The organism is Haliea sp., from assembly GCF_041395985.1.
Lineage (GTDB): Bacteria > Pseudomonadota > Gammaproteobacteria > Pseudomonadales > Halieaceae > Haliea.
On record NZ_JAWKZJ010000004.1, the window covers coordinates 46,657 to 60,806 of the forward strand.

The following is a 14,150-nucleotide window of genomic DNA, read 5'->3' on the forward strand; positions in this document are numbered from 1 at the left end:
CTCAGCGGATAGCCGATTCCGGCCTGCCTTGCCAGTAAAAGGGCTGCAGCGTGCTGTCGCCGGTAAATACCTCGGACAGCGACTCCGCCGCATAGACGCGGCCATTCAGCACAACGTGGCTGATACGGTCTGTCTGCCGGATATCCTCCAGCGGGTTGCCGTCAATAATGACCAGGTCTGCCAGCTTGCCCGCCTCCAGTGAGCCGATGTCGCCTTCCATCCCGAGGTAGCGCGCCGGATTGATGGTCGCTGCGGCCAGTGCCTCCATCGGGCTGAAGCCACCACGCACGAAACTCCACATTTCCCAGTGCGTGGCCAGGCCCTCGCGCTGGCCGTGTCCGCCGGTGTTGACCAGTATTCCGGCGTCCAGCAAGCCTTTGGCGGCCGCGGCGGCGTCGTCATCGCGGTAGTCAGCTTCCGGGGCCATGGGCCTGCGCACCGAGCGAGGTTGTAATACGGCTGGCGGGACGAAGTTGGCGAGCAGGGGGTGTTTCCACACCTCCGTGTCCTGGTAGTAGTAGTCCTCGGAGGTCAGCCCACCGAAAGTCACCACCAGCGTGGGGGTGTAGCCCGCTTCGCTCTGTCGCCAGTACTGCAGGACATCCTCGTACAGGCGCAGGGCAGGGACATTGTGCTCGACCCCGGTGATACCGTCGCCGATCAGGTTCATGTCCATGTGGTACAGGGCCCCACCTTCGGCGACGGGCATCAGGCCCTCGCGGCGGGAGGCTTCGATCACCATCTGCCGCTGGTCGCGACGCGGCTGGTTGTAGTTTTTCACGGTCACTGCGCCCTGGGCCTTGAGCCGGCGCACGTGTGCCAGGGCATCGTCCAGGGTCTCTACCGGCGAATAATAGGTGGACTTCGCACCGTAGATGATTTCAGCCGTGGAGAAAATCCGCGGTCCGAGAATGCGCCCGGCACGGGCATACTCAGCGGCAGCAAACACCTGGGAGGCGACGCTGGACGGGTTGTGCACCGTGGTAACGCCCAGTGCAAGGTGCGCGAGCAGATCCCAGTTCTGCTGCGGGATAATGTCGGCGCGGCCGTAGGGGCCGTGCGCATGGATATCAATAAAACCTGGCAGCAGTGTCTTGCCGCCCAGGTCCACGGTGCGGAAGCCCTCCGGTATTGCGAGGCTGGCATCCCCCACGGCGCGGATGCGGTTACCGTCCAGCAGCACCGTGCCACCGTCAATCACCTCGCGCCGGCTGTTCAATGTGACTACCCGTGCATTGGTGAGTGCGAGGCGTGTGTCGGGGCGGGCACTGGCCACGCGCATGCTGAGATCCACACCGCTTTCGGGGGGCGTGAAGTCTGCACGCATCGCATCGGCGACGGTGACCGTGTTCAGTGTCGGGCCCGTACTCCAGACCACTGCGCTCCCTGCGGCGTTCCAGTTCAGGTAGTCGCCGCCGACCCGGCTCAGGCGCACAATGGGGAACGCGGGCCTGGGATCATCGAGCACCAGCGTTTTGCCCGCGGTGGGCGCGGCTGCTGCGAGGTACATCTGGTGGCCGTTTTCGAAGGCGATGTGCCGACCGTCGGGGGCCAGACGGATGCGTGTGGCCAGCTCGGCACTGGCGACCTGTTGTACATCGTGGCCAGTGCGCGACATGGCGATGAGCACTGTGCTCGCGGTGCTGCTGCCGCGGCCCGAGGCGGTTTCGGCGCGTTCCTGCGCGTAGACCCGGCCATCCGGACCAAAATGGGGGTGTTCACCGCGTGCGCTGACAAACTGCATGTCGCCGGTGGCGCGCGAGACCAGGTAGATGCCGGGTTGTACCGACCACTCCGGGTTGAGCAGGGCACTGCCGGCCAGCTTGCGCAGGGCCAGGGTATCGCCGCTGCCGTCGATAGCCAGTTCCGTGTACTGGCCTTTCGGATGATCCAGGGCACGCGCCTTGCCGCCGCGGACCGGCACGCGGTGAATGCGGCTGAGTTCGCTGTCTGTCCAGCGCAGGAACAGGATTTCACGACCGTCGGGACTCCACACGGGGGCGTAGTCGAAACCACCTTCGCCGTCCCCCGTGAGGCGCTGGGGTTCCGCGCTGCCGCGCTTGATATACAGCCGGCCCAGCGATTCGAAAACGATGGCCTTGCCGTCCGGTGACGGTGTGGCGAAGCGCACCATACGGGTGCTGAAGTGCTCCGGTGCCACGTCGACCGGGAAGCGCACGGCGGGATAGATGTCACGGCTGTCCCTGACTTCGAAGGGGATGTTCAGCAGGGAGCCGTCAAGCGTGTTCAAACGCCAGATCTTGCCCTGTGCCCAGAACACGATATCGCGGCTGTCAGGGGTCCATTCCATGGTGGGGTAGAGCCCGTGCACAGCCCAGGTCTCCTGCATATCGAGGTCGAGGCCATCGAACAGCATGCGTTCGGTGCCGGTGGCGAGGTCTTTGACGAACAACCGCGACTGGGCGCGCACCCGCTTGACGTAGGCGAGTCGCTTGCCATCCGGTGACGGCGTGGCGCGCACCGCGCCGCCGGGGCCGCCGGCCACAGTGCTGACATTCCCACTGGCGAGATCAACCCGGCGAATCTGGAACAGTTCGGTATTGCTGTCCTGGTGATAGATAAACGTGTCGCCCGGTGTCGTGTTCAGGGAGAAATACAGGCTTTTGCCATCCGGACTGAAAGCGGGTTCGCCCTGTTCTTTCTGGAAGGTCGGGCTGGGGCGGGGAATCAGCATCTGCCCCGCGTTCTGCGCAGTGCCGCCAACGTGGTACATCCAGATTTCGCCGGTCCCCAGGGAGCGGGAGGTGGTGTAATGCTTGCGGGCCGCCAGATACTTGCCGTCCGGGCTCCAGCTGGGGCTGTTAAGCAGCCGGAAGTCCTCAAAGGTAAGTTGCTGCAGTGCGCCGCTGCCGCGTTCCAGCAGCCACAGGTTGTCGCCGCCAGTGCGATCCGAGGTGAAGGCGATATGGCGGCCATCCGGGCTGTATTGAGGTTGCATGTCCCAGGCGAAGCCCGTGGTCAGTGGCGTTGCGATCCCGCCGCTGATGGGCATTTCATACAGGTTGCCCAGCAGGTCAAAGGCAATATGCCTGCCATCCGGGGAGACGTCGATGCTCATCCACGTGCCTTCGCGCACATTGATCGCGGCGCGGGTGGCCGGGGCCGAGAAATCGGGCTCGTCGACGCGCCATGTGCTACTGTCTTGAGCGTGGGCGGTAGCGCCCGGGATCAGGCCCGCGAGTAGCAGGCCAAGAAGTGTGCGGGTCAGGATGGGCATGGCATGGTCCGGATTCGGTGGTTTGAGTAGAGCGGCCCGGACACAGAGAGTGATCCAGCCGCCGACAGGCGCGTACCATACTACGTGGTTTCCCTGCTGTGAAATGCAGCCCCGTTCAGTCATGGAGTTTGTATGGAATTGATTCGATCCCTCGCGTTGCTGCTGGCTCTGGCTTGCGCTGTTCCGGCCATCGCGGAAGAACTGCAGGTCGGGGATAGCGCCCCCGCGTTCAGTCTGATGGGCAGCGATGGCAAACAGTATTCGCTGGCCGACTTCAAGGGCAAACAGGCGGTGGTGCTGGCCTGGTACCCGCGTGCCTTTACGTCGGGCTGCACCGTGGAGTGCAAGTCGCTTGCTGAAAACGGGCACCTGATTCGGGAATACGATGTGACCTATTTTATGGCCAGTGTCGACGAGGTTGAGGAGAATCGCCGGTTTGCTGAGGAGACCGAGGCCGATTTTCCGCTGCTGAGTGACCCGGAGAAGCAGGTGGCGGAGGCCTACGGCGTGCTGGCCATGATGGGCTTTGCCAAGCGGCATACGTTCTACATCGGCGTTGATGGCACCATTCTCAAAATTGACCGCGCCATCAACCCCGCTACGGCCGCACAGGACATGGCGGCGAACCTCGGCGCCCTGGGCATTCCCAAGCGCTAGGCCCGGCGCTCACTGTGCTGCGGGGCCCCGTTCGTCCCGCGGCACCCTCCGTTGGTCGTTTTATCCCGGACTGAGCTGGCACTTCCGCGAGCGGCTTCTATAATGTCGGCCTTTTTCACCATGTAACGCTGACGCTGCACCGGCGGCCGGTTCCGGTAGACCGCGCTTGCGGGCGTCGGCGGCGGGGCCAGTCCGGGCGCCGTCGGGGATAATAATGCTCAGCACAGGCCAGACACGTGAATTGCTTCGCTTGGCGCTACCCATGGTGGTGTCGCAGAGTGCGTTCGCCTTGATGGTGTTCACTGATCGCCTGTTTCTGTCGCGTATCGACGCCCTGCACATTGCCTCCGCCCTGGGTGGCGGCGTTACATTTTTTGTCAGTGTATCCCTGTTCATTGGCGTAATGTCCTACGCGACTGCGCTGGTGGCACAGTATTACGGCTCCGGTCAGTTGCAGAAGTGCCCGCGCGTGCTCACCCAGGGCGTCATCATGGCGCTCGCCTGCCAACCGCTGCTAGTGGTTATTGCCTGGGGCATGGGCGGCCTGTTTGCCGCCATGGGGCATCCTCCGGAACAGGTGATACTGGAGCGGCAGTACTATCATGTGATGATGGGCGGTGCCTTCTTTGCCCTGGTCAAAGCCTGTGTGGCGGGCTATTTCTGCGGCATTGGCAAAACCCGCGTCGTGATGATCACCGATGTGCTGGGCGTGCTGATCAATATACCGCTCACCTGGGTATTGATCTTCGGCAAGTTTGGCTTTCCCGAGTTGGGTATTCGCGGCGCTGCGCTGGGCACCGTAATCGCCACGGCATGCAGCCTGCTGATCTATGCGGCCTTTTATTTCAACCGTATCCATCGTGAGCGCTTTCACGTCGCCGAGGCTTTCCACTATGACCGGGGAATCCTGCAGCGCTATGTGCGGCTCGGTCTGCCATCGGGCTTCGAGACGTTTGTTGGCGCCGCCACCTTCAATTTCTTTTTACTGCTGTTCCAGTCCTATGGCATCACCGAGGGCGCTGCAATGGCGATTGTCTTCAACTGGGACATGTTGAACTACGTGCCGTTGATAGGCCTGAACATCGCCGTCACCAGTATGATTGGGCGCTATGTGGGTTCGGGGGACATGACCCGGGCGAACCAGGTGATCGCGGCCGGTTTTACCGTCGCACTTGGCTTCTCCGTGCTGCTGGCCCTGTTCTTTGTGCTGTTCCGATACGAGCTGATGATGGTGTTTGCCACCCCGGAGCAGGATTTCACCGCCATCGTCGCACTGGGCGCGAGCATGATGCTGGGGATGGCGACCTATGTGGTGGCAGATGCGGTCATTCTGGTTTGCAGCGGGGTGTTGCGTGGTGCCGGGGATACCCGCTGGCTGATGAACACCTCCATGACCCTGCACGTGCTGATGCTTCTGGGCCAGTATGTGATGATCAAGCATCTCGGCGTGGGCCCCCTGGTCAGCTGGTGGGGCTTTGTGGCGATGCTGTTGGCACTCGCGCTGGTGTATCTCCTGCGCTTGCGCGGTACGACCTGGCGCAGGCCGTCCCGGCTGGCCCGCGTGATGGCCGAATAACTGACGCTACAGGGTCAGTATGCGGCGCAGCAGGCTGTTTTCACTGCGCTGCTGTTCCCGTAAAAGCAACAGCGCCTGCAGTTGCTGTTCGATCTCGCCGGCGACGTCATCGCGAATCTTGCGCAGCTGCGCCTTGCCCGGTTTCCGCCGCGCGTAGGCTGCCAGGTCAATGGGTCGGCCGAAGCCGAGAAAGCAGCGCTGGGGTTTGGGCAGCGCGGTGCCCAGTGCGCCGATGGCGAGGGGGGGCAGCGCGTCGCTGCGCGTATCTTCTGTCAGCAGGCCGACACGGCGTAACAGCCGGCCTGGTAACGAATCCGGCAGTGCCTCGCTTTCTATCAGGTGGTCATAGAACTCGTCCGGCCCCACGATGCCAAAGGGCATGATGGTATAGCCGTATTGCGCGGCCATGCGGATGAAGCCAAAGCGCTCCTTCCATTGCAGCTGGTAACGCAGTCGGTTTGGCTTCACCGCCTCATGCGCACCTCCGGGAAACACCAGAAGGTCCTGGCCGTGGGCCATAAGGGCACTGCAGACCTCGGGGTGACCCATGGCGGCGCCGCGCGCCAGCAGGGCCTGCTCCATCTGCGGGTGGGTAAACAGGAATTTGTCACCCAAGGGGCGCAAAAAGCGTCCGTACTGCTGCTGCAGTACGGAGACAACAACCATGCCATCCAGTGCGAACAGGCTGTGGTTGCCAACGAACAGGCAGGGTCGCTGGGGTATCCGCTCAACACCGCGCACTTCAGGCCTGAAATAGCGCTTGATGATCTGATACGCAATCTGCAGGTCGCGACTGCGCGGCACCTCGGTGAGCGCGAGGGCTTGCGCAATGTGTCGCTGCAGACGTTCGCCTTCCAGTGGCTGATTGTCCCGGTCAAGTGCTGTCATGCGATGGTCCGTTGTGCCGGCAGGCCAGCCAGTATATCACTCACTGCCCAGCAGGCGCCCGAGCCCGCGCTGTTGCAGAGCCCCTTCCAGGAGGGCGCGGATGTCGGCGCTGTTGTCCAGGGCGAGCGCCTGCTGTGCGAGCCCGGCGGCGTCCTTCGCTGACATTGAGCGCAGCAGCCACTTGATTCTGGGCAGCTTCGATGCACTCATGCTCAGGGTGCGAATGCCGATACCCAGTAGAAAGACCACGGCGGCGGGATCGGCCGCCATTTCGCCGCACAGACTGAGGGGCAGCCCGCCAGCGTTCGCGGCGGCGGTGATGCGGGCGATTTCCTGCAGCACTGCCGGGTGGATGTGGTCGTAGGCACCGGCCACCCTGGGATTGTTGCGGTCCAGTGCCAGCAGGTACTGGCTGAGATCGTTGGAGCCGATCGAGATAAAATCCAGCCTGCCTGCCCAGGCCGGCAACAGCGAGATCGCCGCGGGCACTTCAACCATGATGCCCACCCGGGGTCGCCGCGTGTTCACGCCCTCGTCCTGAAGCTGCTGCAGCGCATCGTCCAGCACGCCCTTGAAGGCGGCGATTTCTCCACTGTTGCTGACCATGGGCAGCAGAATGTGCAGGTCCGCAGTGCCCTCTGCGGCACGCAGCATGGCGCGGACCTGGGTCATCAGCAGCGAGCTGTTGTCGAGGCAGAAGCGGATGCCGCGCCAGCCCAGAGCCGGGTTCTCCTCGTGGATCGGGAAGTAGGGCAGTGGCTTGTCGCCACCAATGTCGAGAATGCGCATATACACCGGTCGGCCGTGGTAGGCCTGCAGAACCTGGCGGTAGATCTGCAGCTGCTCCTCCTCAGAGGGAAAGGTTTCGCTGATCATGAAGGGCATCTCGGTGCGGTACAGCCCGATCCCTTCCGCGCCGTTGGCGAGCCCGGGGGAGATATCCGCCAGCAGGCCGGTATTGGCCATGAGGCGCACGCGCTCACCATCCGTCGTTGTCGCCGGCTCATCTCTCAGGCTGGCGAGTTCTCCCTTCAGCGCCTGTTCAGCGCGCTGCAGCCGCTCGAACTCCAGGCGAATCGACGGGCTGGGGTAGAGAATAACCTGCCCTGTATTGCCGTCCACGATCAGCGGGCTGCCGTCTTCGATGTTTTTCAGTTTGCCGGTGCCCATCACGGCGGGCACACCCAGCGCGTTGGCAAGTACCGCCGTGTGGGACAGGCTTGACCCCTCGTAGCAGACAATACCGGCCAGCCGCACCGGGTCGCAGGCGGCAATATCCGACACGCTGACCTTGGCGCCGACCAGTACGATGGGGCCGTGGTCATCCGCGGGCAGGTTGCCGCTGGCCCCGGCCCAGGACTGGTAGAGCTTGTTGCCCAGGTGATGCAGGTCCTCGTTGCGGGCGCGCAGATAGGGGTCCTCCATGGCCAGGAATACCTCCGCGTAGTGGTGCACGACCTGCCGCAACGCGCCGGGCAGCCACTGCCCTGCGGCGATGGCCTGTTCCACCCCGACTCGCAGCCCGGGGTCATTGAGCAGCATCTGGTAGGCTGTAAACACCGCGCTGACACCGTCGGAAAGTTGCTCTCCCAGCGCCCTGCGCTCGTTTTCCACGTCCTGGCTCACGGTCGACAGCAGTTGGTGCCACTCGCTGATCGCAGCAGCGGGGTCCTCGCAGGGGCGGTCAGGTACTGCGTAGAGGTCGACATTCTCGCACAGCCAGGCGCTGCCGATGCCGGTCCCCGGCGCGCCCTTGACCCCGCGGACCCGGCGTACGGCGTTGGACGGGGTGTGTACGGCAAGGGGCTCTGGAGGCAACACAAGCGCCAACTGGGTCGACAGGGTTACCAGGAAGGCCTGCTCATCTGCGGACATCAGGCGGCCCTCGCGGGATTGCACCACCAGCACGCCTATGACGGCGCCAGCCCTGACCACAGGTACCCCGCAAAAGCTGATGAACTCGTCCTCGCGGGTCTCGGCCAGGTAGCAAAAATCCGGGTGGGAGGCCGCTTCCGCGACGTTGATCGGGTGTCGGGTCTGTGCCACGCGGCCAACGAGTCCGCGACCGGCGGGCAGACGGCTGTAACCGACCGCCTGTTGGTCGAGACCGTGACTGGCCACCAGCACCATGGCGCCATCCGTCGCGGCGATGTAAAGACTGCACACGTCCACGGCAATGGCGCGGTGAATGGCTTCGACAATCAGCTTGACCTGATCTTCAGTCTGGTCCGCCTGGGCAGCGGCTTGCACAATGCGGGTCAGTTCCTGCAGCGTATTCATTGATGGGCGATCCGGTGCCTTTGTTGGGGGGTTGAAGCACGTGACCCCAGTATCCGCTATAGTGCCCGATCGTGACCAGTCTACAAGCGTAAACTGTGAGCCTCGCCGGACTGAATCCGGTTCTGGATTGGAGACCAACATGAGATCTACCCTGTTTGGCCTGCTGATGCTGGCCGCCTACCTGGCTGTCGCCTCGCCGGCGGAGGAGTTCGACGCGCTCGTTGAGGAGCACTGGGCCTGGACCCTGGAACAGTCCCCCCAACTGCGTACCCACCTCGGTGATTCGGGTGCCAACGATCGCTGGGGCGACATGAGCCTCGCTGCCCACGCAGAGCGCGACACGCGCCGCGCGGAATTCCTGGCACAGCTGGAGGCGATTGACGCGGACGCGCTCGGTGAGCAGGCGCAATTGAGCTACGCCATGCTCCTGCGGCGCCTGCAGAGTGAGCGCAGTGAGTACAGGCTGGGCCTTCACCTGATCCCCATCAACATGCGCTCGGGTCCGCAGCACCTGCACTCGCTGCAGGAGCGTATCCGCTTCAGCAGCGAACGTGATTATCAGGACTGGCTGCAGCGCCTGCAGCGCATGCCTGCCCTGCTGGCGCAATACCGCGAACTGCTTGAGGAGGGAATCGCACAGCAGCGTACCCAGGCGCGTGTGGTCATGCAGCGTGTCCCCGCCCAGATCGACCGCCTGCTCGCGGGTGAGCCGGCCGAGAGTCCATTCTACAAGCCGTTTCGCACTGCGCCCGAGGGCATGTCGGAATCACAGTGGGCCGCGCTGCAGAGCCGCGCTATGGAGGTCATTGATCGCGAGTTGAACCCGGCGCTTGCCGAATTCCGGGCGTTCCTTACCGCTACCTACCTGCCCGCCTGTCGTGAACAGCCGGGCATCGGCAGCCTGCCCAAAGGCAAGGCGCTGTACCGGTTTCTGGCGGGTTATTTCACCACCACGGATATGACGCCTGAAGCCATTCACGCAGTGGGCAAGGCGGAGGTGGCGCGTCTGCTGGCTGAAATGGAGCAAGTGAAGGCGAGCGTGGGGTTCGACGGTGACCTGCAGGCCTTCAACGCTTTCCTGCGCTCTGATCCCCGCTTCTACTACGAGACGCCGGAAGCGCTTTTTGAAGGGTACCTGGCCATTTCCAAGCGCCTCGATCCGGAGTTGGTGAAGCTGTTCGGCAAGCTGCCGCGCATGCCCTATGGCGTGCGCCCGATTCCGGACACCATCGCACCTGATACCACCACGGCGTACTACAGCCGACCCGCGGCCAATGGCACGCAGGCCGGTTACTATTACGTGAACCTCTACCGTCCCGAGGTGCGGCCCAAATACGAAATGGAAGTGTTGTCTGTGCACGAGGCTGTGCCCGGACACCATCTGCAGATTGCACTGGCGCAGGAGCTTGAAGGCCTGCCCATGTTCCGCACCACAGGTGGCGAGACGGCGTTTATCGAGGGCTGGGGCCTGTACTCCGAACGCCTGGGCTACCAGATGGGGCTGTATACAGATCCTTACTCGCGCTACGGCCAGCTCACCTACGATATGTGGCGTGCCGTGCGGCTGGTCGTCGATACCGGCATTCACTATTTTGACTGGAGCCGGGAACAGGCCATCGATTATTTCAAGGCCAATGCAGGCAAGAGTGAGGCCGATATTGTCAATGAAATTGATCGCTATATCGGTTGGCCGGGGCAGGCGCTGGCCTACAAGATCGGTCAGCTCAAGATTCTGGAGATTCGCCAGCGCGCAGAGCAGGCGTTGGGTGAGGATTTTGATATTCGTGCCTTCCACGACCACCTGCTCGGTGCAGGGGCGATTCCACTGGACGCGCTGGAGCGACGCATGGATGACTGGCTTCTGGAGCAGCGCGGCTGATGATTCAGTCCGAGCTGCTGAGCCGTGCCCTTGGTGGCTGGCCGAGGCGCCTGCGATAGCGGTTTTCCACCTGTTCGCACAGCCCTCGCACGTTGCGCTCGGCATCGTGTGCAACCGGTGGCAGTACTGACACCCTTACCGTCGCCGGTCGCAATAGCAGGCCGCCTTTGGGGAGGGCGTCATGCACATTGTGCAGGACAATGGGCACAATGGGCACGCGGGCCTTTTTCGCCAGGAAAAACGCGCCGTGGCGGAACGGTTGCAGCGTTCCCGAGGCGCTGCGGGTGCCTTCCGGCGCAATGACCAGAGATCGTCCATCGGCCAGCACCGCCTGTGCCGCCTGCAGCACCGCCGACTGATCCTGCGCCGCCCGGTCAACGAAAATCGTGCCGGCCCTCGCCAGCAGGGCCCCCAACAGCGGCTTCCTGGCCATTTCCTGCTTGCAGAAGGGCACCACGTCACGCCGCAGGAGACGGGCCAGAATCATCGCGTCCAGCAGACTCTGGTGATTGAACACATAGATCACGGGCCCGGACTGCCGCAGGTGTTCCGGACCGTTGATGTCCAGCTCCAGACCCGCGAAACCGCAGCCGAGATCCCCCAGCAACTGGGTGATGCGATTGGCATTGCTTCGTGGCGATCCCCCCAGTCGCGCGCCAAGCATGCCCAGCAGCGAGGTGGCGGCAACGGCCTGGCCAGTGAGTACTGTACGCAATACTGATTCAAGATCCGGCAGGGTGGGATAGTCTGCGGGGTGCCTCTGCTGTTCTTCCAGGACCTGTGTCTGCATCATCCAGCATCTCCCGTGGTGAACCGATCGTTGCGGCTGGCGGAGGCCCGCCGGGTGTCCGGGTTTCTTGCAGCAATAACCCTGCCACCTGTGTGCAATCCTGCGCGTGCAGCGTGACAGCCGCGTGACAACAGCCCGCAGCAGTCCCGCCCACTGCCTCGGACGGCAAGTTCCGGTCCCCTGCAGGCCCCGGCTTGCACCAATGCTGTGCGTGGCTTCATCGCGGCGCACCAACATTGGCCCACCCCGCGCTCTCCGCTACCATGGCCGCATGCCGTCAGAGTTGCCCTCATTGCCCGTTACCGACGTACTGCCAGCGCTGCGTGAGGCGCTGGCCGCGGGTCGTGATGTGGTACTGGAGGCCCCTCCCGGTGCGGGGAAGACCACGCTGGTGCCGCTGGCACTCCTCGCCGAGGCATGGCTGGCGGGGCGATCGATTCTGCTGGTGCAGCCGCGCCGGGTAGCCACACGGGCGGCAGCGGCGCGCATGGCAGATCTGCTGGGAGAAGCAGTAGGCCTACAGGTGGGGTATCGCATGCGCCTCGAGAGTCGGGTCAGCGCCCGCACCCGTATCGAAGTGGTGACCGAGGGTGTGCTCGCCCGACGGTTACAGGGCGACCCGGGGCTGACCGGTGTGGGTCTGCTGATCTTCGATGAGTTTCATGAGCGTAATCTCGACGCGGAACTGGGCCTGGCCCTCGCGTTGCAGAGTCGCGAGCTGTTTCGCGAGGACGATCTGCTGCGAATCGCGGTGATGTCTGCCACCCTGCAAGGCGTGCCGGTGGCAGACTTGCTGCGGAATCCCTGTGTGTTGCAATCGCGGGGTCGACAGTATCCGGTCGAGATCGAATACGGGCCCGGTCTTTCCCTCGCCGAGCCGATCGACAACGCTGTGGCAAGCGCCGTACAGCACGCGCTGGCGAAGCGGGATGGCAGCGTGCTGGTGTTTCTCCCCGGGCAGGCGGAAATCCAGCGGGTGCACCGCCGGCTTGCGGACACCGCGGCGGATACGCGCATTCTGCCCCTCTACGGCAGTCTTTCGCTGGCGCAGCAGCAGGCCGCCATTGCACCTTGCGAGCGGGGGCAGCGCAAGGTGGTGCTGGCAACCAATATCGCAGAAACCAGCCTGACCATAGAGGGTGTCACGACTGTCATCGACACTGGCCTGGAACGCCAGGCGCTGTTCGATGCTGCCAGTGGCACCACCCGCCTGACCACGCGGCGCATTTCTCAGGCCTCCGCTGCGCAGCGAGCCGGACGGGCCGGGCGCCTGGCGCCGGGCTATTGCTATCGGCTGTACAGTCCGGCGCAGCACGCTGCCCTGCAGGAGCAGCGTGTGCCGGAGTTGCTGCAGTCGGATCTGGCACCGCTCGCGCTGCAACTGCTGGCCTGGGGGGTTGCATCTCCGGAGGAACTGGCCTGGCTTGAGGTGCCCCCCGCGGCACACTGGCAACAGGCGCTGGATGTGTTGCAGCGCTGCGAGGCGGCATTTCCCCGTACATCGGGTCAGTGGCAGCTGACCCAACACGGTGTGCAACTCGCCAGTCTGCCTCTGCACCCGCGGCTGGGACATATGTTGTTGCGTGGCCTGACGATGGGCGCGGGCGAGACAGCGGCGTTGCTTGCAGCGCTGCTCGCCGAACGCAACCCTTTCTCTGGTGACGGGGTGGATCTGGGGCCGGCGCTCGCCTGCCTGCAGGGTGAAACCCCGGGGCGGGGCCCACTGTGCGAGTGGCACCGGCGCACCTGGCAGCAGGCCCGGCGTTACAGCGACCTGGCAAACACGTTGCTGAAGGCGCCGCCTGGGGGCCTGTCAGCCGAAGGCGAGTGGCCGCTGCCCGTAGAGGAGCAGTTGGCGGTACTCATTGCGCTGGCCTGGCCGGAACGTGTGGCCTGTGCCCGTGAGGGCGTCGGCCCGGGGCGGTTTCAACTGGCCAACGGTCGCAGCGCCAGTCTGGCAGATGACGATCCACTGGCAGGTTCCCGGTGGCTGGCAGTGGCGGACCTCGGGGGTGTCAAGGGGCAGTCCGACGACCGTATTTACGCAGCGGCGGCACTCAATGCTGCGCGATTTGACGACGTGCTGGCCCCTCTGGCACGTGAGCTGGATCGCGCAGAATGGGATGAGCGTCGCGACCGGTTTGTCGCCGAGCGCAGGCGGCAAGTGGGTCGATTGCTGCTGTCGCGACAGCCGCTCGCCAGCGTGCCGCAGGGTGCTCGCAACGCGGCGCTGCTCGCGCTGCTGCGCAGGCGCGGGCTGGGCGTATTGCCCTGGACACCCTGGTTGCAACAATGGCGCGCCCGGATCAATCTGTTGCGACGGTTGCTGCCTCATGGCCCGGATGCGTCGTGGCCCGCCCTGGATGACGCTGCACTTCTGGCGACGCTGGAGACGTGGCTGCTGCCGCACCTGGGGAGCATCACGCGGGCAACCGATTTCGCCCGGCTCGACCTGCGCAGCATCCTCGCCGCGCTGTTGCCCTGGCCCCTGCCACGGGAACTGGAGCGTCTGGCACCTGAGCAGATCGAAGTGCCCTCGGGGTGCCACGTACGGATTGATTACACCGGCGACACCCCGGTGTTGGCCGTGAAATTGCAGGAGATGTTCGGCTGTGAGGAAACCCCCCGGATCGCCAATGGGCTGCAACCGCTGCAGCTGCAGCTGTTGTCGCCGGCCCGGCGCCCACTACAGGTGACTCAGGACCTCGCCACCTTCTGGCGCAATGTCTATCCGGAGGTGAGGAAAGAGATGAAGGGGCGCTATCCCAAGCACCCCTGGCCTGATGACCCATTGACCGCGGTTGCCACCCGGCAGACACGCAATCGCGCGCCGGGCGGGTAA

General features: G+C 64.1%; 8 protein-coding genes. 4 read left to right on the top strand and 4 right to left on the bottom strand.

Annotation, left to right across the window (positions count from 1 at the left end; all coding sequences use genetic code 11):
- Position 1 precedes the first annotated feature (1 nt).
- Complete coding sequence (locus R3E49_RS08795) at positions 2–3,238, bottom strand: amidohydrolase family protein (protein ID WP_371294698.1); 3,237 nt, start codon at positions 3,236–3,238, stop codon at positions 2–4.
- 132 nt (positions 3,239–3,370) lie between these two features.
- On the opposite strand from R3E49_RS08795, the gene R3E49_RS08800 reads away from it, so the two are divergent.
- Positions 3,371–3,895: a peroxiredoxin gene (locus R3E49_RS08800; RefSeq protein ID WP_371294699.1), complete on the top strand. Its 525-nt coding sequence runs from the start codon at positions 3,371–3,373 to the stop codon at positions 3,893–3,895.
- Between the two features lie 214 nt (positions 3,896–4,109).
- Positions 4,110–5,471 (top strand): MATE family efflux transporter, encoded by a 1,362-nt coding sequence (locus R3E49_RS08805; RefSeq protein ID WP_371294700.1) that lies wholly within the window; start codon positions 4,110–4,112, stop codon positions 5,469–5,471.
- Between the two features lie 6 nt (positions 5,472–5,477).
- On the opposite strand, the gene R3E49_RS08810 is transcribed toward R3E49_RS08805, so the two are convergent.
- Positions 5,478–6,359, bottom strand: coding sequence for a lysophospholipid acyltransferase family protein (locus R3E49_RS08810; protein WP_371294701.1), 882 nt, complete (start codon positions 6,357–6,359; stop codon positions 5,478–5,480).
- A gap of 36 nt (positions 6,360–6,395) precedes the next feature.
- Positions 6,396–8,639, bottom strand: coding sequence for a phosphoenolpyruvate--protein phosphotransferase (gene ptsP, locus R3E49_RS08815; RefSeq protein WP_371294702.1), 2,244 nt, complete (start codon positions 8,637–8,639; stop codon positions 6,396–6,398).
- Between the two features lie 139 nt (positions 8,640–8,778).
- Between ptsP and R3E49_RS08820 the strand changes: the two genes are divergently transcribed.
- On the top strand, positions 8,779–10,518 hold the full coding sequence (locus R3E49_RS08820; protein WP_371294703.1) for a DUF885 family protein: 1,740 nt from the start codon (positions 8,779–8,781) through the stop codon (positions 10,516–10,518).
- Between the two features lie 4 nt (positions 10,519–10,522).
- Here R3E49_RS08820 and R3E49_RS08825 read toward each other — a convergent pair whose 3' ends face one another.
- Positions 10,523–11,311, bottom strand: coding sequence for a lysophospholipid acyltransferase family protein (locus R3E49_RS08825; protein WP_371294704.1), 789 nt, complete (start codon positions 11,309–11,311; stop codon positions 10,523–10,525).
- 268 nt (positions 11,312–11,579) lie between these two features.
- On the opposite strand from R3E49_RS08825, the gene hrpB reads away from it, so the two are divergent.
- Positions 11,580–14,150, top strand: a complete 2,571-nt coding sequence (gene hrpB, locus R3E49_RS08830) for an ATP-dependent helicase HrpB (RefSeq protein WP_371294705.1) — start codon at positions 11,580–11,582, stop codon at positions 14,148–14,150.